This is a genomic window from Kitasatospora sp. NPDC001225, assembly GCF_053597855.1.
In genome coordinates this window covers 17061-41715 of record NZ_JBSFJC010000078.1, presented here as the reverse complement: position 1 = coordinate 41715, position 24655 = coordinate 17061, and the positions used below count along the sequence as shown (strand labels likewise).

Here is a 24655-nt window from a genome sequence, read left to right as displayed (position 1 = left end):
GGCGGCCCCGACCCCCCAACGCGCGCCCACAACCCCCACCTCTAACCCACCCCGCCCCCCGGGCTTCGGTGATCGCGCACGACCGTGGCCCGCGGGACTTCGTACGAAGTCCCGCGGGCCACAGGCATGTCGGGCGCCGACCGACCCGGGCCGGCTACTCGGTCGGCTCCAGGCCGGCCCGGATCAGGCCGTAGGTGTACGCGTCCTCCAACGCCAGCCAGGAGGCGGCGACCACGTTGTCGGCCACGCCCACCGTCGACCAGGTGACGGAGCCGTCGGTGGACTCGATCAGCACCCGGGTCTTGGAACCGGTGCCGTGCTGGCCCTCCAGGATGCGGACCTTGTAGTCCACCAGCTCGAAGGTGGCCAGCGGCGGGTAGATGCCCTCCAGGGCCGCGCGCAGTGCCTGGTCCAGCGCGTTGACCGGGCCGTTGCCCTCGCCGGTGGCGATCCGGCGCTCGCCCTTGGCCCACAGCTTGACGGTGGCCTCGTTGCCCGTGAAGCCCTTCGGGCCCTGCTCGCTGATGGTCCGCCAGGACTCCAGGGTGTAGAAGCGGTCCCGGCTGCCGCGCACCTCGTCGCGCAGCAGCAGCTCGAAGGAGGCGTCGGCGGACTCGTAGGTGTAGCCGAGGTTCTCCTGCTCCTTCACCTTGGCCACCACCCGGCCGGCCAGGTCCCGGTCGCTGGAGAGGTCGTAGCCGAGCTCCTTGCCCTTGAGCTCGACGGAGGCCCGCCCGGCCATGTCGGAGACCAGCATCCGCATGGTGTTGCCGACCCGCTCGGGGTCGATGTGCTGGTACAGGTCCGGGTCGACCTTGATCGCGGAGGCGTGCAGGCCCGCCTTGTGGGCGAACGCCGAGAAGCCCACGTACGGCTGGTGGGTGGAGGGGGTCAGGTTGACCAGCTCGGCGATCGCGTGCGAGATCCTGGTCATCTCGGCCAGCCGGCCCGCGGGCAGCACCCGGCGGTCGTACTTGATCTCCAGCGCGCCGACCACCGGGAACAGGTTGGCGTTGCCGACCCGCTCGCCGTAGCCGTTGGCGGTGCACTGCACGTGGGTCACGCCGGCGTCCACCGCGGCCAGGGTGTTGGCCACCGCGCAGCCGGTGTCGTCCTGGGCGTGGATGCCGAGCCGGGCCCCCGTCCTGGCCAGCACGTCGGCGACGATCTCCCGGACGCCGCCCGGCAGCATCCCGCCGTTGGTGTCGCAGAGCACCACCACGTCCGCGCCGGCCTCGTGCGCGGTGCGGACCACCGACACGGCGTACTCGGGGTTCGCCCGGTAGCCGTCGAAGAAGTGCTCGCAGTCGATGAACACCCGCCGGCCCCGCGAGCGCAGGAACTCGACGCTGTCCCGGACCATCTCCAGGTTCTCGTCCAGGGTGGTGCGCAGCGCGAGCTCCACGTGCCGGTCGTGCGCCTTGGCCACCAGGGTGATCACCGGGGCGCCGGAGGTGACCAGCGCGGCCAGCTGCGGGTCCTCGGACGCCTTGCCGCCGGCCCGGCGGGTGGCGCCGAAGGCGACCAGCCGGGCGTGCTCCAGCTCCAGCTCGACGGCGGCCCGGGCGAAGAACTCGGTGTCGCGCGGGTTCGCCCCGGGCCAGCCGCCCTCGATGAAACCGACCCCGAACTCGTCCAGGTGCCTGGCGATGGCCAGCTTGTCCGCCACCGTCAGGTTGATGCCCTCGCGCTGCGCTCCGTCGCGCAGCGTGGTGTCGAACACGTGGAAACTGTCGTCGGTACGGGTGACCTCGGTCATGACCCCTGGTTCTCCGTTTCGGGGAGGTTGGGTACTGCTCTGCCGGACGTTCTCGTCCCGGCTCCACTGTCCATGGTCCCGCGCGCGGTCCCGGTGTCCCCGGGCCCCTTGTGGGGGCCGTCGGCCGGTCCGGGAGAAACAAAAAGACCCCTCGCGGGTGCGAGAGGTCTGCGCGCGGGTCTGGACGCTAGTGGTCGCTCCGCATCGGGTCCAGCGGAAGCGGTCACTGCGGACCGGCGCGCCTGCTGCTAATAATCAGCGAAAGCGAGGACACGCTGGCAGTCTGGCACAGCTTCCGCGATCCGGCCCGCCCGTCTCGGGATGCGAAACGGGGCAGGCCGGCCGGGGTGCGGGATCAGACAATCCGGTGCAGCCAGTGGTGGGTGTCCGGGGTCTGGCCGCCCTGGATGGACAGCAGCGCCTTGCGGAGCTCCATGGTGACCGGGCCGGGCTCGCCGGCGCCGACGGTCCAGTCGGCGGCGGCGGACTTCACCGAGCCGACCGGGGTGATGACGGCGGCGGTGCCGCAGGCGAAGACCTCGGTGAGGGTGCCGTCGGCGTTGGCCTGCTGCCACTCGTCGGTGGAGATCCGGCGCTCCTCGACGGCGTAGCCGAGGTCCGAGGCCAGCTGGAGCAGCGAGTCGCGGGTGATGCCGGGCAGCAGGGCGCCGGACAGCTCCGGGGTGACGATCCTGGCGTCCTTGCCCTCGCCGAAGACGAAGTACAGGTTCATGCCGCCCATCTCCTCGACCCACCGGTGCTCGGCGGCGTCGAGCCAGACCACCTGGTCGCAGCCCTTCTCGGCGGCCTGGGCCTGGGCGACCAGCGAGGCCGCGTAGTTGCCCGCGCACTTGGCGGCGCCGGTGCCGCCGGGGGCGGCCCGGACGTACTCCTTGGACAGCCAGACCGAGACCGGCTTGATGCCGCCCTGGAAGTAGGCGCCGGCCGGCGAGGCGATGATCATGAAGAGGTAGGAGTTGGCCGGGCGGACGCCCAGGCCGACCTCGGTGGCGAACATGAACGGGCGCAGGTAGAGGCTCTGCTCCGGCTCGTTCGGCACCCAGTCCCGCTCCTGGCGGACCAGCAGCTCGACGGCCTCGACGAAGGCCTCCACCGGCAGCTCCGGCATCGCCAGGCGGCGGGCCGAGGCCTGGAAGCGGGCGGCGTTGGCCTCCGGGCGGAAGGTGGCGATGGAGCCGTCGGCCTGGCGGTAGGCCTTCAGGCCCTCGAAGATCGCCTGGCCGTAGTGGAGGGTCATGTTCGCCGGGTCGATCTCCAGCGGCGCGTACGGCACCAGCTGGGCGTCGTGCCAGCCCACGCCCTCGGTCCAGCGGATGGTGACCATGTGGTCGGTGAAGACCCGGCCGAACCCGGGGTTGGCCAGCCGGGCCTCGCGCTCCGCTGCGGGCAGCGGGTGGGCGGAGGGCTTGAGGTCGAACGTGATGGGCGCCTGGGTGGCCGTGCTCATGGCTGATTCCTTCACCGTGGGGTTGGTCCGGGCCGCCACCGCCGCAGATACGTTTCGGCAAACTTCACCGGAATGGACGCACAACGGCACGGCCCACTGTCGATACTCGCATCCAGAGGGCCGTGCCGAACAGCTGCAAGCTGCGGTGATGTGCGGTCCGGCCCCGTCAGCCGGAACCGTGTGTTCGGATCCGGCCGGTCAGCCGGCTACTCGGGCGACGAGCGCGTCGCCGACCTGGGAGGTGCCGCGGGTGCCCGAGCGCTCGGCCAGGTCCGCCGCGACGGCGGCCTCGACCGCGGCGGCCTCGGCGGCGAAGCCGAGGTGCTCCAGCAGCATCGCGACCGACAGCACGGTGGCGGTCGGGTCGGCCTTGCCCTGGCCGGCGATGTCCGGCGCCGAGCCGTGCACCGGCTCGAACATGGACGGGAACTCGCCGCTCGGGTTGATGTTGCCGCTCGCGGCCAGGCCGATCCCGCCCGTGACGGCGGCGGCCAGGTCGGTCAGGATGTCGCCGAACAGGTTGTCGGTGACGATGACGTCGAACCGCTCCGGCTGGGTGACGAAGAAGATGGTCGCCGCGTCGACGTGCAGGTAGTCGGTGGTGACCTCGGGGAACTCCCGGCCGACCTCGGCGAAGATCCGCGTCCACAGGTGCCCGGCGTGCACCAGCACGTTGTTCTTGTGCACCAGGGTGAGCTTCTTGCGCGGCCGCGCCTGCGCCCGGCGGTAGGCGTCGCGCACCACGCGCTCGATGCCGTACGCGGTGTTCAGGCTGACCTCGGTGGCCACCTCCTGCGGCGTCCCGGTGCGCAGCGTGCCGCCGTTGCCGACGTACGGGCCCTCGGTGCCCTCGCGGACGACCACGAAGTCGATCTCCGGCTGGCCGGCCAGCGGGGACGACACCCCGGGGAAGAGCCGGCCCGGACGCAGGTTGATGTGGTGGTCGAAGGCGAACCGCAGCTTGAGCAGCAGCCCCCGCTCCAGCACGCCCGACGGCACGCTCGGGTCGCCGATGGCGCCCAGCAGGATCGCGTCGTGCGACTTCAGCTCGGCCAGGACGTCGTCCGGCAGCGTCTCCCCGGTCCGGTGGTAGCGCCGGGCCCCGAGGTCGTACTCGGTGGTCTCCAGCTTCACGTCGGCGGGAAGCGCGGCACCCAGGACCTTGAGGCCTTCGGCCACCACTTCCTGGCCGATGCCGTCACCGGGGACTACTGCGAGACGAATGGTGCGAGACATGCTCGGACCCTACTCCGCCGTCCCAGGTACTGACACCTGCCGTCCACGATGCGGACGGTCAGGTCAGGTCGATCTCCACCGGGAACGGCCGCTCGACCTTCAACTGCTTGTGGTAGATCCCGGCGACCGCATAGCCGTGTGTGGCGGGGTCGAGTTCGTAGACGTAGACGACCGGCTTTCCGTCGTCGTCGCTCTCCACCCGCCAGAAATGCTTGATCCCCGCAGCCGCGTACTTCCGAGGCTTGGTGTCCCGGTCTCGTTCCTCGGACTCCTCGGAGACGACCTCGACCGCGAGCAGTACGTCCCCCGCCTCACAGGAGGTCTGCTTCGGACCGGTGACCCCTCGCTCGTCGACGATGAGGAGATCCGGCTCCGGCCGGTTGCGCCGGTCCAACTTGACCGTCATCTCCCGCCAGACGTCCCACCCCTCCGGCACCGCGGCTTCCAGGGCACGTTCCAGCCTACGGAGGGTGCGCATGTGGAACGCGGTCTGCGGACTCACGAAGATCAGGCTCCCGTCGAGCAGTTCGGTGTGCGGCGGGAGATCAGGCAGCCGGTCGAGGTCCTCTGCGGTGTAGCCACCAGCAGGAGGCCGAATCCAGTCGGGGTACGGCGCGATGCTCATGGTTCCTCCCATACAGGCATCCTGGCGGCCCTCTCAGGCTACTCGGCGGAGCCGCTTAGGACTCCACTCCTTCGAGGGAGCGCGTGCGACGCGGGGGGCGCCTGGGGCGTGCTTAGGGTGGCGGGGTCCGGCGAGGCGTGTGGAACGGGGTGCGGATGGGCGAGCGGCGGCGGGAGGTGCTGGTCTGCGCGGGTGCGGCGGGGCTGGCGATGGGCGGGTACGGGCTGGCGGCGGCGGTGCGCGGGCGGTGGCCGGCCGGGGCGGAGGCGGTCGCCGTGCCGTACCACGCCCACCTGTGGGACCTGCTGCACGGGCAGGCCGCCGGGGACCTGCTGTTCAACTGGAACAGCGGCTACGGGGCCCCGTTCCTGGCGGACTTCTTCGCCTACCTGATGAACCCCTTCTCCTGGCCCACCGCGCTCCTCCCCCGCGACCAGGGCCGGCTCGCCGTCCTCCTGGTCACCCTGGCCACCATCGGCCTGGGCACCGCCCTGATGGCCCGGCTGCTCGGCCGGCTGCACCCCGGCCCCCGGTGGCTGCGGGTGTTCGCCGCCGTCGGGTACGGGCTGTGCGCCTGGGTGCTGGACGTCGGCGGGGCCGCCCCGATGTGGCTCTGGGGCCTGGTCTCGCTGCCCCTGCTCGGCCTGGCCGCCGACTGGTGCCTGCGCGAACGGCACTGGGTGGCCGGCGCGCTGTGCGTCGCGCTTGCCTGGACGGGCAACCTGTACACCGCCGCGCTGGCCACCCTGGCGGCCGGACTGCTGTTCGCCGTCCGGCTGTTCGCCGCCCCGCTCCCGTTGCGCCACCGGGTCCGGGCCACCGGCCGGGCCGTCACCACGGCCACCGCCGGGGTGCTGCTCGCCTCCCCCGTGCTGTTCGTCGCGGTGCTGGCCACCGGCCGGGCCCAGCCGGAGTCCCCGGTCGAGCCGCTGGGCCCGTCCGGTGTCGCCGCCCACCTCTCCCGGCTGCTGCCCGCGGCCCACGGCGGGCAGCAGCTGCCGGACGTGGCGATCGGCGTCTTCGGGCTGCTGGTGGTGTGCGGGCTGCCGTTCAACCGGCGGGTGCGGGCTCGGGAGCGGGCCCTGTGGTGCGCGGCGCTGGTGCTGGTGGCGGTCGGCTTCCTCTGGACCCCGACGGTGCTGGTCTGGCACGGCCTGGCGATCCCGGCCGGCGGGCCGTACCGGGTGGCCTTCGTGCTCAGCGGGCTGCTGGTGCTGGCGGGCTGGGTCTCGCTGGCGCACCGCCCGGACCGGCTCACCGTACTGGGCGGCGCCGCCGTGGTGGCGGTGATCGCCGGCCTGGCGGCGGGCCGGCCCGCGGTGCGCCCGGCCACCTGGGTGCTGCTGGCCGTCGGCGGCGCCGTCCTGTCGGCCGCGCTGTGGCTGCTGGACCGCCGGCACTCCGACCGGCGGGCGACCGCCCTCGCCACCTGGGTGATCGGCGGAGCGGTGCTGGGCAACGCCGTCTGGTCCGGGTGCGCGGCGCTCGGCGCGGTCCCTTCCTCCGGGGTCTCCCCGGCGGCCGTCCGGGCCGGGCACGCGGCCGTCCGGGCGGGCGCCGACTGGCCGCGCGGCCGCAGCGACCCCGGCCCGCACGCCTTCACCCCCAACGACCCGCTGCTGCTGAACGGCCAGGGCGGCGGCTACTTCAGCAGCTACCTGCCGACCGTCACCGCCCTGCTGCTGCACGACCTCGGCGCGGGCTGGACGGCCGGCGGACGGCAGACCGCGAGCGTCACCGACCCGGTCGGGCAGGCGCTGTTCGGCCTCCGCACCCACCTCGACGACGCCCCGCCGCCCGGCTTCACCCCGGTGCGGGCCGCCGCGCCGCCGCTGGTCACCGTGCTGCCGCCGGGCTCCCGGACGGAGACCTCCTCGGTCTGGTCCCGGCAGGAGTCGCTGCTCGGCAGCCAGGTGTACGACGCCCCGCTGCCCGTCCCGGCGGGCGGGCCGGCGCCGGCCCTGCACGGAACCAGCGGCTGGTCGGTGCCGGCCGGCGGGGAGGGCACGGTGTTCACGGCCGCCTGCACGCCGGGCGGGACGGCCTACTTCCACGGGGTCTGGTACCGGGGCACGGTCAGCGGCCTGGGCACCGACTACCGCAGCGACGGCGAGCAGCCCACCACCGCCGTGCCGATCCACCGGCTGGGGACCGTCCCGGCGGACGGGGTGGTCCGGGTGACGCTGCGGTCGGACGTGGTGAGCCAGGTGCCCGCCCGCCCGATCGGCTGCCTGCGGGCCGGTGCGCTGGAGACCGCCGTCACCCGGCTCACCGCGACCGGCGCCACCCGGGTCGAGGCGGGCGGGCACACCCTCACCGCGACCCTCCCGGCGGGTTCCACCGGCACCGCGCTGCTCTCCGTGCCGGCCGCCGAGGGCTGGACCTGCGCGGTGGACGGCGGCCGACGTCTCACCCCCGTCCCGGTGCTCGGCATGATCGGCGTCCCGCTGGGCGACGGCGCCTCCCGCGTCGCCTGCGCCTTCCGCCCGCCCGGCCTCACCGAGGGGCTCATCGTCACCTCCGCCACCGCCGCCGTCCTCGCCCTGGTGGCGGTCTTCGCCCGGCTCTCCCGGCGCCCCACCCGCGTCCCGCGCCGCGACCGCCGCCGGGCGGCCCTGGGCGCCGACGCACAAGCCGGCACAGAAGCCGGCCCACAAGCCGGCACATGACGGGGCGGCCCGCCGGAGTCCCGGTGGGCCGCCCCTTCCGCCCGACGGTCAGGGCAGGTCGAGCACCTGGGCCCGCCGCTCGGCCGGGTTGCGGTGGTACAGCAGCAGGAGCCGCGAGGTGTCGCCCGCCGCCCGCCGTACGGCGAGGACGGCGCCCGGGCCCGCCGGGGCCAGTACGGCGGCCGGCCCGGTGAGGCCGGCCCGCGCGGTGAGCGCCGGCCGCAGGACGTCCAGCGGGACGGACGGGCTGGTGCCGCTCAGCCCGATGGTGGAGAGCGCCTCGGCCACGTCCGGCGTCCCGCCCCCGGCGTAGCCGGTCCAGACGCCGTAGCGGACGGTGCTGTGCCCGGCCACGACGCCGGGCAGGGCGCTCAGCCGGACGGGCAGCACCAGGACGTCGCTGTCCAGCAGCCCGGTGTCGGTGTCGCCCCAGTGGGCGTTGAGCGGCTGGACGTCCAGTTCGGCCCCGGTGCGGGCGTCCAGGGCGCGGGAGACCAGGACGTCGCTACCGCGCAGCCGGTCGGCCTTGAGGATGACGTCGGTGCTGCCGTCCCCGTCGGTGTCCAGCGCCACCCGCACCCCGTACAGCCCCACCGGGGTGGCCGCGGGCGCCCACAACTGCGCGCCCACGTACAGAAGTTCGGAGTCGACGGCGGCGCCGGCCGCGCGCAGGCCGGCGGCCCGCTCGCCGGGGTGCTCGACGCAGACCTCCTCCGCCGGGTCCGGCTCCTTCCCGGTGTCCTTCGGCCGCAGGCCCGCGCCGGGCGCGACCGCCGTGCCGCTGCCGCCGGGCGGGCAGTCGGGCCAGCGCTCACCCTCGCCGCCGAGGGCGAAGGCGCTGACCAGCCCGGGCTGTTCGCCGGGGGCGGCGCGGCCGCCGAGGGTGACCAGGGTGCCGTCCCGGGCGGTGCGGACGGTGGCCGCCGCCGTGAGGTCGCCGGTCGGGCGCGGGGCGGCCAGCACCGGGATCCGCAGCTGCGGGAGCGCGTCGCCACCGACCGGGGTGAGCAGCACCCGGCCGGAGAGCTCGCCCCGGTAGCTGCGGGCCCGGCCGCCCTGCACGGTGTCGATGGTCGGGTCGGGGGCGCGCCCCAGCTCCCCCGGCACGGCCAGGGTGACCCGTACCCGCGCGGTGCCGCCCGCCGGGACGTCCACCCGGGCCGGTGCCACCTGGTAGGAGGCGCCCGGCAGCAGGGTGGCGGCCGCGTACGAGGTGCGGTACGCCAGTGGCGCGTTCGAGGTGTTGCGCACCTCGATCTCCCGGGTCACCGCCGTCGGCCCGCCGACCTCGACCGGCCCGAAGGAGACCCCGACCCCGCCCTCCACGGCGCCCTCCCCCGCCGCGTAGGCGACGGCGGGCGTGCGGACCGCCCGGTCCACCCGGACCCTCCCGGCCCCGGTGCGCTCGGGCCCGTAGACCGGCCCGCCGTGCTCGTCGCCGAGGAAGGTGTCCTCGGTGGTGTTCATCAGCGCGGCCTTGACCTGCTCGACCGGCCAGTCCGGGTGCGCGGCGCGGACCAGTGCGGCGAGCCCGGCCACGTGCGGGGCGGCCATCGAGGTGCCGCTCTCGCGCTGGCCGCCGGTACCGCTGCCGACCAGGCTGGACCAGATGCCCTCGCCGGGGGCCGCCAGGTCGGGCTTGACCACGCCCGGCACGCCGATGCCGCGCGAGCTGAAGTCGGTCATGGTGTCGATCCTGGCCGGCTGGTCCTGGGCGACGGAGCCGTGCAGCGGGTTGCCGGGCGCGGCGAGCCGGACCGTCACCGGCCCGGCGGCCGCGGCCTGCCGCAGCCGCTCGCCGTCGGCGCGCCCCAGCAGCACGGCCGGGATCCGGTCGTCGCCGGAGATCTCGGCGAGGTGGTCGGAGTCGGCGGCGTACAGGGCGCCGATCGCGCCCGCGTCGGCGGCGTGGTCGGCGCGCGGGCCGGAGTTGCAGGCCCGGTCGGCTTCCCGGGTGTGCCAGGTGAGCAGCGCGATCCGCCCCTTCAGCCGCTGCCGGTCGGCCTCGCCGAACTCGGTGCAGCCGTCCGACTGGTCGGCGGGCAGGGCGAGTTCGCCGCTGACGTCGGCGGTGGACCAGCCCTGGTAGCGCTCGCTCCAGTGCGCCGGGACGACCCCGGCCTGGGCGGCGGGGGCGAGCACGGTGATGCCGTCCACGTCGGCGTGGCCGTGCACCGAGGCTGCGACGGTGATCGCCCGGGCGGCGGTGCCGGGGCTGCCGCCGATGCCGTACACGTCGCCGTCGTTGCCCGCCGCCGCGATCACGACGGTGCCGAGCTCGGCGAGCCGGTCGGCGGCCAGGGCGTCGGTGTCGTCGGTGCTGCCGAAGTGGCTGCCGAGCGAGAGGTTGACGACGTCCAGCCGGTCGCTCAGGTCGCCGTCGCCGTTCGGGTCGGCGGCCAGGTCGAGCGCCTCGGTGACCCGGTCGGTGGAGCCGTCGCAGCCGAACACCCGGATCGCGTACAGCTGCGCGCCCGGGGCGGTGCCGGGGCCGATCCGGAAGCCGGCCGGGTCCAGCCCGGGCCCGTACGGGCCGGTGTACGGGTGGCCGTCCGCAGTGACGCCGTACCCGGCCGCGGTGCCGGCCACGTGGGTGCCGTGCCCGTTGCGCACGCAGTCGATCGGGTTGTCGCCGGGGTGCGGCACCGGCTGGTAGTGCGGGGAGGCCGGGTCGGGGTCGTAGTCGTCGCCGACCAGGTCCTTGCCGCCGACCACCTTGGCGTTGGGGAACAGCGCGGGCGGCGCGGGCCTGCCGCGCTCGACCGAGCGGAACGCCTCCTCGGTGCCGGGGCCGCCGAAGTCGGCGTGGGTGTAGTCGATGCCGCTGTCGATGATCCCGATCCGGGTGCCCCGGCCGGTGCCGGCCGCCTGGTCGCCGGCCCAGACCTGCGGGGCGCCGGTCAGCGGGACGGAGTGGGCGTTGTCGCGCCGTTTGGCGACGATCGGGTGGACGGCCCGGACGCCCGGCAGCGCCCGCAGCGCGGGCAGCCGGTCGGCGGGCGCGCTGACCGCGAGGCCGGCGAGCACGGTGCGGGTGCGGTAGAGCTCGCGGGCGGCGGGTGCCGCCCGGTGGACGGCGCCGGCGAGCCGGTCGAGCGCGTCCCCGGCCCGGGCCCGCTGGGCGGCGCCGGCCCGCGCGGCCTCCCGGCGGACGGCCTCCGGGGGGCGCTGGGCGCGCCGGGCCCCGTCGGCGGCGCGCCGCCAGGCGGAGCCGGCCGCCTCGGTGGTGAGTTCGAGCAGGACGGAGGCCGTTCGGCCCGGCCCCGGCGGTCCGGCGGACGGCGGCCCCGCGGACGGTGGGCCGCCGGCCGCCGGGGTGGCGGCGAGGACGGCGCTTCCGGCCAGCAGGGCCAGGGTGAGGCCGATCCGGGCGGCGGGTCGGCGGACGGGTGGCAGACGCACTGGGCCCTCTCCCCCGGCAGGGGGACTGATCCGCACACCGTGTCGCTGACGCTCGCCCACGCGAACGTCGATCACCCCTCCGAGGGCCCCAAATTAGGATGATCGCGCCGACGGGGACGAGCAACTTCCCTCGGACGGACCGGGGTTGCACTCTACTGGGTGACATCCGGCGCACCCGTACGGCCCATTCGACGGATGAACGCCACTGCCGGGCGACCCGGCCCGGAGGCGCCGGCCGCTCAGTGGTGGCCGGTCGCGCCGCCGTTGTCCCGGCGGTCCAGCGCACGCTGGAGGGCGGCGGCCGCGAAGGGGTTCCGCTCGACGGCCCGGCGACGGCGCGGAGCGCGGACGGGGGTGGCGGCGGGGGCGGACGTGGCGTGACGGTCGGCGGTCGGCGACATACCGGGCTCCTTGGAAGCGGCGCTGCGGAGGGCGAGCGCGAAGAGGGGAAAGGGAGCGCGGGAGCAGGGATCGCCTGCTCGTGAAGGCGCACGCGTACACGGGCCGCGCGCCCTGGCTACAGGGGCGGCACACCGTACGGCCCTTCCACGGTACGACCACGCCCCGGCCGTGTCTGCACGAATACTTGGATTTCCTAGTATCTGAGACGGGTCTCACCCGGGAGAACGCAGCGGGGCCCGGACCACCGTCGAACGGTGGTCCGGGCCCTGCCGGGACGGTCCTGGGGCCGGAGGATCAGCCCAGGTCGACCGAGCGCGCGAAGCGGGCGCCGATCTCGGCGGCGATCGCCGAGAGCACCTCCTGCGGGATCTCGGTGTCCACGGTGATGGAGGCCAGCGCGCTGCCGCCGTCGCGGGCGACCTGCATGCCGGCGATGTTGATGCCCGCGTCGCCGAGGTGGCGGCCGAGCACGCCGACCACGCCGGGGCGGTCCTCGTACTTGAAGAAGGCCATGTGGTCGGTGAGCGCCACGTCCACGTCGAAGGCGTCCACGCCGACGATCTTCTGGGTCTGCTTGGGGCCGGCCAGCGTGCCGGAGATGGCGATCTCCTCGCCGTTCCCGAGCGTGCCGCGGACGGTGATCACGTTGCGGTGCTCGAGGCTCTCGCTGGAGGTGGTCAGACGGACCTCGACGCCGCGCTCCTGGGCGAACAGCGGGGCGTTGACGTAGGACACCGTCTCCGCCACCACGTCCTCGAACACGCCCTTCAGCGCGGACAGTTCGAGCACCTTCACGTCGTGCTGGGTGATCTCGCCGCGGACCTCGACGTCGAGGCGGACGGCCACCTCGCCGGCCAGCGCGGTGAAGATCCGGCCGAGCTTCTCGGCCAGCGGCAGGCCCGGGCGGACGTCCTCGGCGATCACGCCGCCCTGGACGTTCACCGCGTCCGGCACCAGCTCGCCGGCCAGCGCGAGGCGCACCGAGCGGGCGACCGCGATGCCGGCCTTCTCCTGCGCCTCGTCGGTGGAGGCGCCCAGGTGCGGGGTGGCGACCACGTTGTCGAAGGCGAACAGCGGGGAGTCGGTGCACGGCTCCTTGGCGTACACGTCCAGGCCGGCGCCGGCCACGCGGCCCTCGCGCAGCGCGCTCGCCAGCGCCTCCTCGTCCACGATGCCGCCGCGGGCGGCGTTCACGATGCGGACGGTCGGCTTGACCTTGTGCAGCGCCTCGTCGCCGATCAGGCCGATGGTCTCCGGGGTCTTGGGGAGGTGGACGGTGATGAAGTCCGACACCTCCAGCAGTTCCTCCAGCGTGACCAGCTTGACGCCCATCTGCGCGGCGCGGGCGGCCTGGATGTAGGGGTCGTACGCGACGATCTTCATGCCGAACGCGGACATCCGCTGGGCGACCAGGACGCCGATCCGGCCGAGGCCGACGACGCCGAGGGTCTTCTCGCTCAGCTCGACGCCGGTGTACTTGTTGCGCTTCCACTCGCCCTGCTTGAGCGCGGCGTTGGCCGGCGCGATGTTGCGGGCGACGGAGATCAGCAGGCCGCAGGCGAGCTCGGCGGCGGTGACGATGTTGGAGGTCGGCGCGTTGACGACCATCACGCCGGCCTTGGTGGCGGCGGCGACGTCCACGTTGTCCAGGCCGACGCCGGCCCGGGCGACCACCTTGAGCCTGCGGGCGGCGGCCAGCGCCTCGGCGTCGACCTTGGTGGCGGAGCGGATCAGGATCGCGTCGACGTCGGCGATCGCGGTGAGCAGCTCGGTGCGGTCGGCGCCGTTGCAGTGGCGGATCTCGAAGTCGGGGCCGAGGGCGTCGACGGTGGCGGGCGAGAGCTCTTCGGCGATCAGTACGACAGCGCTTTTGGAGGTCACAGTGCTCACGACAGTGGGTCCTTAACTGTCCGGTTCCCCCGGGCACGTAGGTGGCGTGGAGGGCGGGGGAAGGTGGCATGCCGCGTAGGTAGACGCACGACGCTGTGGGCCTGACGCGCACTCGGAGTGTATCGACGGGCTGGGTAGCGGGCTGCTCCCGTCCGGCGAAATCACCCGGACGAGAGCAGCCTACTTGTACAAGGACGTTACAAATTCGGGGCCGGGGAAACGGCCCGGAAGGGGTCAGGCGTTCTCGTTGACCCAGCTCATCAGCGAGCGCAGCTTCTTGCCGGTGGTCTCCAGCAGGTGGTCCTCGTCGGCCTTCTTGTACTCGTTGTACTTGGGCAGGCCCGCCTTGTACTCGGCGATCCAGGTGTTGGCGAAGGTGCCGTCCTGGATCTCGGCGAGGACCTGCTTCATCGCGGCCTTGGTGTCCGCGGTGATGATCCGCGGGCCGGTGACGTAGTCGCCCCACTCGGCGGTCTCGGAGACCGACCAGCGCATCTTCTCCAGGCCGCCCTCGTACATCAGGTCGACGATGAGCTTCAGCTCGTGCAGGCACTCGAAGTAGGCGATCTCCGGCTGGTAGCCGGCCTCGACCAGGGTCTCGAACCCGGCCTTCACCAGGGCGGCGGTGCCACCGCAGAGGACGGCCTGCTCACCGAACAGGTCGGTCTCGGTCTCCTCGGTGAAGGTGGTCTTGATGACGCCGGCCTTGGTGGCGCCCAGGCCCTTGGCGTAGGACAGCGCCAGCTCGAAGGCCTTGCCCGAGGCGTCCTGCTCGACCGCGACGATCGCGGGGACGCCGCGGCCCTCCTCGTACTGGCGGCGGACCAGGTGGCCCGGGCCCTTCGGGGCGACCATGCAGACGTCGACGTCCGCCGGGGGCTTGATGAAGCCGAAGCGGATGTTCAGGCCGTGGCCGAAGAACAGGGCGTCGCCGGCCTTCAGGTGCGGGGCGATGTCGGCCTCGTAGACGTCGGCCTGGATCGGGTCCGGGACCAGGATCATGATGACGTCGGCCTCGGCCGCGGCCTCGGCCGGGGTGACGACGCGCAGGCCGGCCTCCTCCGCCTTGGCACGGGACTTGGACTCCGGCTTCAGGCCGACCCGGACGTCGGCGCCGGAGTCGCGCAGCGACAGCGCGTGGGCGTGGCCCTGGCTGCCGTAGCCGATGACCGCGACCTTGCGGCCCTGGATGATGGACAGGTCGGCGTCGTCTTCGTAGAACAGCTCGGCCACGGGGGCACATCTCCTTGCGTGATGGGGTCCGGGTACGCGGTGTTCACCGTATGCGCACGCGGTGTGGTGTGGGTCTTTGCTTCAGGGATTGAGACGCGGAGGCGCGCTGTTCACGCGCTGCGGTCCAGGGCGCGCAGCGAGCGGTCCGTGATGGAGCGCGCGCCGCGGCCGATGGCGACCAGGCCGGACTGGACCAACTCCTTGATGCCGTAAGGCTCCAGCATCCGGAGCATGGCCTCCAGCTTGTCCGAGCTGCCGGTGGCCTCGATGGTCACCGCTTCCGGCGACACGTCGACGGTCTTGGCACGGAACAGCTGGACGATCTCGACGATCTGCGACCGGGTCTCGTTGTCGGCGCGGACCTTCACCAGGACCAGTTCCCGCTGGATCGCAGCGGACTGGTCGAGTTCGACGATCTTTATCACGTTCACGAGCTTGTTGAGCTGCTTGGTGACCTGTTCCAGCGGGAGGTCCTCGACGTTGACCACGATCGTCATCCGGGACACGTCCGGATGCTCGGTCGAGCCGACGGCGAGGGAGTCGATGTTGAAACCCCGACGGGAGAACAGGGCGGCGATGCGGGCGAGCACGCCGGGCTTGTTCTCGACCAGGACGGAGAGGGTGTGCTTGGACATGGGATTCCTCAGTCGTTCTGGAGAGGGGGACATCAGTCGAGGTCGTCGCCGAAGTCGGGGCGCACGCCCTTGGCGAACTGGATCTCGTCGTTGCTGGTGCCGGCCGCGACCATCGGCCAGACCATGGCGTCCTGGTGGACGATGAAGTCGATGACGACCGGGCGGTCGTTGATCTCCATCGCCTGCCGGATGACCGCGTCGAGGTCCTCGGGGCGCTCGCAGCGCAGGCCCACGCAGCCCATCGCCTCGGACAGCTTGACGAAGTCGGGGATCCGGGTGCCCTGGGCCGGCGGCTCGATGCCGTCGTGGCCGGGGCCGGAGTGCAGCACGGTGTTGGAGTAGCGCTGGTTGTAGAACAGCGTCTGCCACTGCCGGACCATGCCCAGCGAGCCGTTGTTGATGACCGCGACCTTGATCGGGATGTCGTTCAGGGCGCAGGTGACCAGTTCCTGGTTGGTCATCTGGAAGCAGCCGTCGCCGTCGATCGCCCAGACCGCGCTCTCCGGGCGGCCGGCCTTGGCGCCCATCGCCGCGGGGACGGCGTAGCCCATCGTCCCGGCGCCGCCCGAGTTGAGCCAGGTGCCCGGCTTCTCGAACCGGATGAACTGCGAGCTCCACATCTGGTGCTGGCCCACGCCCGCGGCGTAGATCGCCTCGGGGCCGACCAGCGTCCCGATCCGCTCGATGACCTGCTGCGGCGAGAGCCGCCCCTCCGGGGCCGGCTCGTAGCCGAGCGGGTAGGTCTTCTTCCACTCGTCGAGCCGCTCCCACCACTCGGTGTAGTCGCCCTTGTGGCCGGCGTCGAACTCGGCCTGGACGGCGACGATCAGGTCGGCGAGCACCTCGCGGGCGTCGCCGACGATCGGCACGTCCGCCGGGCGGTTCTTGCCGATCTCGGCCGGGTCGATGTCGGCGTGGACGACCTTGGCGTTGGGGGCGAAGCCGTCCAGCTTGCCGGTGACGCGGTCGTCGAAGCGGGCGCCGAGGGTGAACAGCAGGTCGGACTTCTGGAGCGCGGTGACGGCGGGGACGGAGCCGTGCATGCCGGGCATGCCCAGGTGCTGCGGGTGGCTGTCCGGGAACGCGCCGAGCGCCATCAGGGTGGTGACCACCGGGGCGCCGGTCAGCTCGGCGAGGATCCGCAGCTCGGCGGTGGCCCGCGCCTTGAGCACGCCGCCGCCGACATACAGCACCGGCCGCTTGGCGCCGACCAGCATCTTCGCGGCCTCGCGGATCTGCTTGGCGTGCGGCTTGGTCACCGGGCGGTAGCCGGGCAGCGCGGTCTCGACCGGCCAGCGGAAGGTGGTGGTCGCCTGGAGCGCGTCCTTGGCGATGTCGACCAGGACCGGGCCGGGGCGGCCGGTGGCGGCGATGTGGAAGGCCTCGGCGATCACCCGGGGGATCTCGGCCGGGTCGGTGACCAGGTAGTTGTGCTTGGTGATCGGCATCGTGATGCCGCAGATGTCCGCCTCCTGGAAGGCGTCGGTGCCGATCGCCTTGGAGGAGACCTGGCCGGTGATCGCGACGACGGGCACCGAGTCCATGTAGGCGTCGGCGATCGGGGTGACCAGGTTGGTCGCACCCGGACCCGAGGTCGCCATGCAGACCCCGACCCGGCCGGTGGCCTGGGCGTAGCCGGTGGCGGCGTGGCCGGCGCCCTGCTCGTGCCGGACCAGGATGTGGCGCACCTTGACGGAGTCCATCAGGGGGTCGTACGCGGGAAGGATGGCGCCGCCCGGGATGCCGAAGACGGTGTCCGCGCCCACGGCCTCGAGGGAGCGGATGAGCGACTGGGCGCCGGTCATGGTCTCGACGACGTGCTGGGGAGCGGGAGCGTTGGCGGCCGGGTTGTCCCCGCGGCGGGGGGATGCGGCGTGCTCGGTCATCTGCCTGTCTCTTCTCGGGTTTTGCCGACCCGGTGCTGCGGGCCCCGTGCTGCGAGGGTGGGGTCCCGGTCCGGGTCGAGCGCCGGCTCTGCCTCAATCGTCCCGCTCGGTCCGACGGATCGGACGGGCTCGGGCGGTCGAGGCCAGGGGTCTTGCGGAGGTGGAACAGCGTCAGTGCAACAAAAAACCCCTCGTGCCCAAGGGCATGCGAGGGGTGGCGCGTCGGTCTGTCACGAGCAGGGCGTACGAGCCCACTCAGCCGACGCGCCCGCCAAGTACGAGAATTCGGGTGCGCATGGCAACGACCTTCCTCCCGTGCGGGGCGGCGTGTCAAGCAGGTGGGACGACCGTCTCGCCATGCGGACCACCCGGCGGGCCAGTAACGGCACGGTGTTCGGGCAGGTCAGAGCCGCCATGGTGATGTGCGCCACGCCCCGGCGCGGCGTCCGTCCGGCCGCTGCCGCGGCCACTCGTCCGGGTGTCCTCGGGGACGGACGGGCGGGTGTCGGCGGGCGGGTACGGGCGGCGGGCCGACAGCGGTCCGGCCGGGCCCGCCGGGGTGGACACCGGGCCCGGCGGCGTGGCCGGTGGGCCGGTCGGGGTGGGCAGCGGGTAGCCGCGGCGGGCCAGCGCCCGGCGCAGCCGGGGCTCGTCCAGCGGCGGGGCGAAGGCCGAGCCCTGGGCCTGCCCGCAGCCCAGCTCCCGCAGCGCGGCGACCTGGCGGGGCAGGTCCACCCCCTCGGCGGCGGTGGTCATCCCGAGGTCGCGGCCGAGCCGCAGCGCGTGCCCGGCGAGGGTGCGGCTGAGCGGGGACTCGCCGAGGTCCTGGACGAGCGTGCGGTCCAGCTTGAGCCCGTCCAGCGGCAGCCGGGCGAGCGCGCCGAGCGAGCCGCCACCCGCGCCGTACCCGGCCAGCCAGGTGGAGACGCCGAGCCCGCGCAGGGCGGAGAGCCGGCGGCCGAGTTCGTCGGCGAGCGAGTCCGGGCCCATCCGGGCCACCTCGATGACCAGTTCGTCGGCGGGCAGCCCGCTGTCGCGCAGCGCCGAGGCCACCGTCTCGTACAGGCCGGGCGAGCAGAGCCGCTCCACCGAGAGCCGGACGGCCACCGGGACGGGCTCCGGCGTGCCGCGACCCCTGCCGCCGGGCAGGCCGCGCCGCTCGACGGCCGCGCTGACCGCCTCCAGGACCAGCCAGCGGGAGAACCGGGTGGCCGCGTCGCCGTGCTCGGCCGAGCGCAGGAACTCGGCCGGGGTGAGCAGCAGGCCGCCCACCGAGCGCCAGCGGGCCTGCGCCTCGACGCCGGTCACCGCGCCGCTGCCGAGGTCCACCACGGGCTGGTGGAGCAGGGTGAAGCCGCCCTCCCGGACGGCCAGCCGCAGCCGCTCCTCCAGCTCGGTGCGGCGCTCCAGGTCGGCCCGCATCGCGGGGGTGTAGAGCACCACCCGGCCCTTGCCCTCGGACTTGGCCCGGTACATCGCCAGGTCGGCGTTGCGCATCAGCTCGTCGGCCGCGGTTCTGGGGTCGGCCGCCGGGCCGCGTTCGGGGGTGCCGAAGGCGATGCCGATGCTGGCGGCGACGCCGAGTTCGGCGCCGCCGATCCAGTACGGCTCGGAGAGGGCGAGGCGCAGCCGCTCGGCCAGCTCCTGGACCTGGAGGCGGCCGAGCGGGCCGCAGACCAGCGCGGCGAACTCGTCGCCGCCGAACCGGGCGACGGTGTCCCCGCAGCGGACGGCGCTCTGCAGCCGGCGGGCCGCCTGCACCAGCAGTTCGTCGCCGACCTGGTGCCCGGCGGTGTCGTTGACCGCCTTGAAGCCGTCCAGGTCGATGAAGAGCACCGCGATCCCGGCGCCCGTCCCGCCCTGCTGGCCACGGGCGCCGAGGGCGGCCCGCAGCCGCTGGGTGAACAGCGCCCGGTTGGGCAGGTCGGTGAGCGGGTCGTGGAAGGCGTTGTGCTGCAACTGGGCCTGGAGCATGACGCGTTCGGTGACGTCCCGGCTGTTGAGCAGCAGGCCGTCGCGGTGTCTGCTGACGGTCGACTCGACGTACAGCCACTCGCCGGCGCCGGAGCTGATCCGGCACTCGACCCGGGCGGAGGGCTCGGCGGTGCCGGGGCTGCGGTGGGTGGTGAGCCGGACCCTGGCGAGGTAGCGGCGGACCTCGGAGAGCACCCGGCCGACGTCCTCGGGGTGGACCAGGTCCAGCAGGTTGCCGCCGACCAGTTCCTCCGGGTCCCGCCCGTAGACGCCGAGCGCGGCCGGGGAGACGTAGGAGAGCACGCCGTTGGCGCCAGCGATCATGATGACGTCGCTGGAGCCCTGCACCAGCGAGCGGAAGTGCGCCTCCTTGTGGGCGAGTTCCTGCGCCAGCGACAGGTTGTCGAGCAGCATGACGCCCTGCCGGAGGATCAGCGCCAGCCCGACGGTGCAGGCCGCCGCGGCCACCACACGGTCCAACTCCCGTCCGCCGAGGGCGTTGTAGAGAATGCCCGCAGTGCAGACCGCGGCGGCCGCGTACGGGGTCAGCGCGCTGAAGGTGGTCGCCACCCGGCGGTGCGGCAGGCCGCCGGCCGAGGGGTGGTCGCGCAGCGGACGGCGCCAGCGCGGCGACCACGGCGCCCAGCCCAGCAGCAGGCTGCCGGCGAACCAGCCGGCGTCCAGCAGTTCGCCCGAGTGGTAGCTGCTGCGCAGCTCCGGGGAGGTGAACAGGGCGTCGCAGGTGACGGTGACGGCGAGCGCCAGCATCGCGGTGTGCACCGCCGCCCGGTTGCCGTCCCGGCCGCCGAAGCGCAGCCCGACCACCAGGCTGACCAGCAGGATGTCCAGCACCGGGTAGGCCAGGTTGAGGGCCAGGCGCAGCGGTGAGCCGTCCTCGCCGGCCGCGATCCGGCCGAGCGCCAGGCTCCAGCTGAGGGTGAACAGCGAGCCGGCGATCAGCCAGCCGTCGAGCAGCAGGCAGAGCCAGCCGGCCGCCGTGCGCGGGTGCTGGGCGAGCACCAGGACGCCGGTGATGGCGAGCGGGGCGAACAGCAGGAAGGCGTACTCGGCGAGCGAGTCCCGGGGCAGCGGGGTGCGCACGACCAGCTCGTACCAGCCCCAGGTGCCGTTGCCGAAGGCGACCATGAGCGAGGAGAGGCCGAACAGCAGCCAGGCCGGGCGGGCGTGGCCGCCGACCGTACAGCCGTACACCAGGCAGGACAGCGCGGCCGCCAGGGCCGCCGCGGCCAGCCCGAAGTCGCCCATGAAGACGGACAGTTGGTGCGATCCCCAGCCGGCGGCGGCGCCGGTGGCGTAGGCCACGCAGAGCGCGCCCAGGGCGAACCCGGGCAGCGTACGGCTCACCCCGGGCCGGTACAGCGGGCCGCGGCGGGCGGGTGCGGGCACGTCGGCGGCGGACGTGTCGGTGTGCGGTGCGTCCGGCCGTCCGGTTCCGGGCAGCACCGTTTCGGTGGAGCTCACTCGGCCTCTCCCCCTCCGGCCCGGGGCCTCGCGCCCCGGCCACGGGCCACCGGCCGCGCACCTGTCGGACGTACGCGGTGGCCTGGCGCCCCGTCAGGACGGTGGCCCAGGGGGTGGGCGGCCTGCCGGCCGCCGCACCGTACCGATGCTCCCAAAATGGACCCTACACCAATCCCGTCACTCAATGACACGCACACTCAACTTAGAGTAATGGCGAAAGGGTGGGGAAATGCCCCTGATTCCTATGGATCGGCCCGGTTGGCGGCGGCGCGCGGGCAGGGGCTCACGCGGCGCGCACGGGAGCACGCGGCGGCGCCCGAACACCGGTGCCAGGGTGGACGATCCGTGCTGCCGGGGCGGACGGACAGCGGACCCGGACCGGCCGGGGCCGGTCCGGGTCCGTCGTGGCGCCCAGTTCAGTGGGGCCCTGCTCAGCGGGGCCCTGTCCAGTGGAGTCCTGTTCAGCGGGGCCCTGTTCAGCCGGGCCCTGTTCAGCGGCCCGAGGGGGCCAGGTCCTCCGGGAACAGCCGCAGCCGGTGCGCCAGTGCGGCCGCCTCGCCCCGGCCGCCGACCCCGAGCTTGCCGAGGATGTTGGAGACGTGCACGCTCGCGGTCTTCGGAGAGATGTACAGCTCCTCGGCGATCTGCCGGTTGGTCCAGCCGCGCGCGAGCAGCCGGAGCACGTCCCGCTCCCGGGGGGTGAGGTTGAAGGAGTCCCCCGCGGCCTGGGCCGGCACCGCGGCCGTCCCCCCACCCGCCCGTCCGGCCGTCCGCCCGGCCGGGGCGAGGCTCAGCCCGGCCCGATCGGCCAGCGCGGCGATCTGCCCGCCGAGCAGCCGGTCGCCCCGGGCGGCCGCCAGTTCGGCCGCCTCGCGCAGCAGTTCGGCGGCGGCCTCGCGCCGGCCGGCCTGCACCTCGGCCTCGCCGGCCCGCAGCAGGGCGAGCGCCAGCGGGAACGGCAGGCCGGTCGGCCGCAGCGCCTCGACGGCGGCGGCCCACCCCTGCGGGGTGTCCGCGCCCTCGGCGCGGGCCAGTTCGGCCTCCAGCAGCCGGGCCCAGCCGTGGTGCAGCGGCGCCCGGGGCCGCAGTTCGGCGGCGGCCGCGGCGATCGCGGCCAGCGCCCCGGCCCGGCCCGCCTCGGCCTGCGGCAGGCCCCGGCTGTCCGCCTCCACCGCGGCGGCCTCGGCCAGCAGCGGGTAGACGTCGGACTCGTGGCCGAGCCGGCCGTCCTCCTCCAGCGCGGCGAGCAGTTCGGCCCGGGCCTCCAGCGGCCGGCCGCCGAGCGCCGCGAGCCGCACCGCCAGTCGGCTGATCGGCACGCTGTGCTGGACCTGGCCGACCCGGTTCGCCGACCGGGCCTGCGCCAGCATGGTGCCCGCGGTGGCCAGGTCCCCCTTGAGCAGGGCGAGTTCGCCGCGCATCCGGTCCAGGAACTCGGCGTGGGTGCCGGTCGGGCTGGCCGCCTCGTAGCCGACCAGCACCTCGGTGGCCTCCCGGGCCCGCCCGAGGTCGGCGAGCGCCTCGACCAGGTTGCCGGTCAGGATGGCGCCGATGTTGCGCAGCAGGCCGTTGCCGTTCGCGTACTCCAGGCCCTCCCGGGCCAGTCGGACCGCGTCCTCGGGGTGCCCGAGTCCGCGCTGCATGCTGGCCAGGTTGTTGATGCCGCGCAGCAGCAGGTCGGGCACGCCCAGCCGGCGGGCCCGTTCGACCGCCCCGGCGAGCTCGGCCAGCCCGCCCTCGGCGTCGCCCTGGACGTCGTAGCGCAGGCCGCCGAGGGTCATCCGGGCGTGCACCTCGACCGAGTGCGCGCCCACCTCCTCGGCGATCCGGATCGCCCGCTCGGCCAGCTCGATCGCCGCCGGGGTGGGCTTCTTGAGCATCGCCGTCCCGGCGCCGAGCGCGAGCACCTCGGCCTGGACCGCGGTCGGCGGCAGGTGCTCCACCAGCCGCAGCGCGTTCGCGATCTCCTCCTCGTCGCCGGAGCGGCGCAGACTGCCCAGCATCCGGGCCCGGTTGATCCGGAACCAGGCCGCGCGCACCGGGTGCTCGGCCTCGTCGACCAGCCGCAGCCCGCGCTTGGCCAGGCTCAGGCCGCGCTCGCGGTCGCCGCAGCGCCGGGCCGCGACCACCGCCTCGGCCAGCACGTCGACCAGCTGGATCCGGTCGCAGTCCCCGTCCGCGGTGCTGTGGTCGCAGGAGCCGGGCGGGTAGGTCTCGGCCCAGTCGTACGGGCGCAGGGTGTGCGCCAGCACCTCCTCGGAGACCAGGTCCCACAGCTCCAGGGCGCGCTCCAGCATGCCGAGCTGCTCGGCGAAGGCGTTGCGGCGGCGGGCCGCGCGGGCGGCGTCCAGGGCCGTCGGCAGGGCGCGGGCCGGATCGTGCGCGTGGTACCAGTAGTTGGCCAGCCGGGCGGCCAGCGCGTCACCGGGGACCAGCTGCGGCTGGGCCTCCACCGCGAGCGCGAACCTGCGGTTGATCCGGTGCCGTTCGCCGGGCAGCAGGTCGTCCGAGACCGCCTCGCGGACCAGCGCGTGGCGGAACCGGTAGCCCTCGCCCTCGCTGTCCGGGCGCAGGATGTTGGCGCCGACGGCCGCCCGCAGCGCCTCGATCAGCGCCTCCTCGTCGTCGTCCAGGACGGCGGCCAGCAGGGCGTGTTCGACGTGCGAGCCGCCCTCGGCGGCGATCCGCACCACCCGCTGGGCCTCCTCGTCCAGGCCCTCGACCCGTACCAGCAGGATGTCCCGTAGCGAGTCGGTCAGCCCGGCGCCGAAGCCGTCCTCGAAGGCGGTGGCCAGCTCCTCGACGAAGAACGGGTTCCCCTCCGAACGGCGGTGGATGCGGTCCACCAGCTGGCGGTCGGGGACGGTGGTGCCGAGGATGCCGGCCAGCTGGGCGGCCACCTCGCGGCGGTCGAACCGCGCCAGCTCCAGCCGCTGGACGGTGCGCAGCCGTTCGAGCTCGGCCAGGAAGGGGCGCAGCGGGTGCCGGCGGTGCAGGTCGTCGGTGCGGTAGGTGGCGACCAGCAGCACCCGGGAGCGGTGCAGGGTGCGCACCAGGAAGGCGAGCAGCTCGCGGGTGGAGCGGTCGGACCAGTGCAGGTCCTCGACGGCGAGGACGAGGGTACGCTCCGCGCCGAGCCGTTCGAACAGCCTTGCGGTGTGCTCGAACAGCCGGGCCCGGCTGTACTCGTCGTTGGGTTCGCCGTCCACCTCGCCGAACTCGGAGAGCAGCAGGGCGAGATGGCTCTCGCTGCCGGCCGCGGCGGCCTCCAGTTCGGCGCCCAGCGAGCGGTGCAGCCGGCGCAGCGCGGCGGCCAGCGGCGCGTACGGCAGGCCCTCGGCGCCGACCTCCAGACAGCTGCCGAGCGAGGTGACCGCCCCCTGGGCGGCGGCCCGCTCCAGGAACTCCTCCAGCAGCCGGGTCTTGCCGACCCCCGCCTCGCCGCCGATCAGGACGGACTGCGGGCTGCCGGTGCCCGCGCGGCGCAGCGCGTCGGTCAGCTCGGTGATCTCGCTTCCGCGGCCGACGAAGACGGGGCTGACCGATGTGTGCTGCATGGAGGCGAGCATGCCATAGCCGGTGGGGCCCGGCCGAGGGGTTATCTCCCCTGGCGAACGGGTCGAAGGGCCCGAACGCCCGGAGGGGGAGACGCTCACTCGCAGCGTCTCCCCCTCCGGAGTTCCTTCGGCACCGTCGTGGTGCCGCACCGTCAGCATTCGGGCCGACGCACGGGGCGCCGCTGGAAGCGGGCGGCCACCGGGCGCTGCCGCAGGCGGCGGGCCTCCTTGGCCTCGCGCACCAGGCGCTCGTGCTCGGCGCGGGCCACGAGCTCGTGGGCCTGTTGCTGGAAGGTCTGGTACTCGATCATTTCCGGTTCCCCCTCGGGTTTTCCACTGCGTCCTGCTGACAGGTAAGAGCTTCCTCCGCCAGTGGGGGGTGCCGCATCGGGAGCCTGCCGCATCTTCCGGGGCCCGGATGCCTTAGATCGGGCGCA

At 74.1% G+C, this 24655-nt stretch carries 14 protein-coding genes; 1 reads left to right on the top strand and 13 read right to left on the bottom strand.

Annotated features, from left to right (window positions below; translation table 11 throughout):
- Positions 1–154: 154 nt before the first annotated feature.
- The 4 genes from cimA to ACWDCZ_RS24825 all read right to left on the bottom strand — a co-directional run bounded on the left by cimA (position 155) and on the right by ACWDCZ_RS24825 (position 5088).
- Positions 155–1759, bottom strand: a complete 1605-nt coding sequence (gene cimA / locus ACWDCZ_RS24840; RefSeq protein ID WP_449816998.1) for a citramalate synthase — start codon at positions 1757–1759, stop codon at positions 155–157.
- 355 nt (positions 1760–2114) lie between these two features.
- Positions 2115–3227, bottom strand: a complete 1113-nt coding sequence (locus ACWDCZ_RS24835; protein WP_049656394.1) for a branched-chain amino acid aminotransferase — start codon at positions 3225–3227, stop codon at positions 2115–2117.
- Positions 3228–3425: 198 nt separating this feature from the next.
- Positions 3426–4463 (bottom strand): 3-isopropylmalate dehydrogenase, encoded by a 1038-nt coding sequence (locus tag ACWDCZ_RS24830; RefSeq protein ID WP_380744949.1) that lies wholly within the window; start codon positions 4461–4463, stop codon positions 3426–3428.
- 58 nt (positions 4464–4521) lie between these two features.
- Positions 4522–5088 carry a Uma2 family endonuclease gene (locus ACWDCZ_RS24825; RefSeq protein ID WP_380744947.1) on the bottom strand — a complete coding sequence of 189 codons (567 nt, stop codon included), beginning with the start codon at positions 5086–5088 and terminating at the stop codon, positions 4522–4524.
- A gap of 155 nt (positions 5089–5243) precedes the next feature.
- On the opposite strand from ACWDCZ_RS24825, the gene ACWDCZ_RS24820 reads away from it, so the two are divergent.
- A complete protein-coding gene (locus ACWDCZ_RS24820; RefSeq protein ID WP_449816997.1) occupies positions 5244–7757 on the top strand; it encodes a YfhO family protein in 2514 nt (837 codons plus the stop codon).
- Between the two features lie 48 nt (positions 7758–7805).
- On the opposite strand, the gene ACWDCZ_RS24815 is transcribed toward ACWDCZ_RS24820, so the two are convergent.
- The 9 genes from ACWDCZ_RS24815 to ACWDCZ_RS24775 all read right to left on the bottom strand — a co-directional run bounded on the left by ACWDCZ_RS24815 (position 7806) and on the right by ACWDCZ_RS24775 (position 24529).
- Entirely contained in the window at positions 7806–11159 is a 3354-nt protein-coding gene (locus ACWDCZ_RS24815; RefSeq protein ID WP_449816996.1) for a S8 family serine peptidase, read from the bottom strand.
- Positions 11160–11398: 239 nt separating this feature from the next.
- Positions 11399–11560: a hypothetical protein gene (locus ACWDCZ_RS24810; protein ID WP_199823173.1), complete on the bottom strand. Its 162-nt coding sequence runs from the start codon at positions 11558–11560 to the stop codon at positions 11399–11401.
- Positions 11561–11855: 295 nt separating this feature from the next.
- Complete coding sequence (serA, locus tag ACWDCZ_RS24805; RefSeq protein ID WP_375877168.1) at positions 11856–13442, bottom strand: phosphoglycerate dehydrogenase; 1587 nt, start codon at positions 13440–13442, stop codon at positions 11856–11858.
- Positions 13443–13685: 243 nt separating this feature from the next.
- Positions 13686–14684, bottom strand: coding sequence for a ketol-acid reductoisomerase (gene ilvC / locus ACWDCZ_RS24800; protein WP_049657948.1), 999 nt, complete (start codon positions 14682–14684; stop codon positions 13686–13688).
- A gap of 110 nt (positions 14685–14794) precedes the next feature.
- Complete coding sequence (gene ilvN, locus ACWDCZ_RS24795; protein WP_049657946.1) at positions 14795–15319, bottom strand: acetolactate synthase small subunit; 525 nt, start codon at positions 15317–15319, stop codon at positions 14795–14797.
- A 32-nt stretch (positions 15320–15351) separates the two neighbouring features.
- Entirely contained in the window at positions 15352–17205 is a 1854-nt protein-coding gene (locus tag ACWDCZ_RS24790) for an acetolactate synthase large subunit (protein ID WP_049657944.1), read from the bottom strand.
- Between the two features lie 330 nt (positions 17206–17535).
- Positions 17536–20559 (bottom strand): putative bifunctional diguanylate cyclase/phosphodiesterase, encoded by a 3024-nt coding sequence (locus ACWDCZ_RS24785; protein ID WP_449816999.1) that lies wholly within the window; start codon positions 20557–20559, stop codon positions 17536–17538.
- Between the two features lie 593 nt (positions 20560–21152).
- Positions 21153–24218 (bottom strand): helix-turn-helix transcriptional regulator, encoded by a 3066-nt coding sequence (locus ACWDCZ_RS24780; RefSeq protein ID WP_449816995.1) that lies wholly within the window; start codon positions 24216–24218, stop codon positions 21153–21155.
- Positions 24219–24370: 152 nt separating this feature from the next.
- On the bottom strand, positions 24371–24529 hold the full coding sequence (locus ACWDCZ_RS24775) for a hypothetical protein (RefSeq protein ID WP_158077676.1): 159 nt from the start codon (positions 24527–24529) through the stop codon (positions 24371–24373).
- Positions 24530–24655 lie beyond the last annotated feature (126 nt).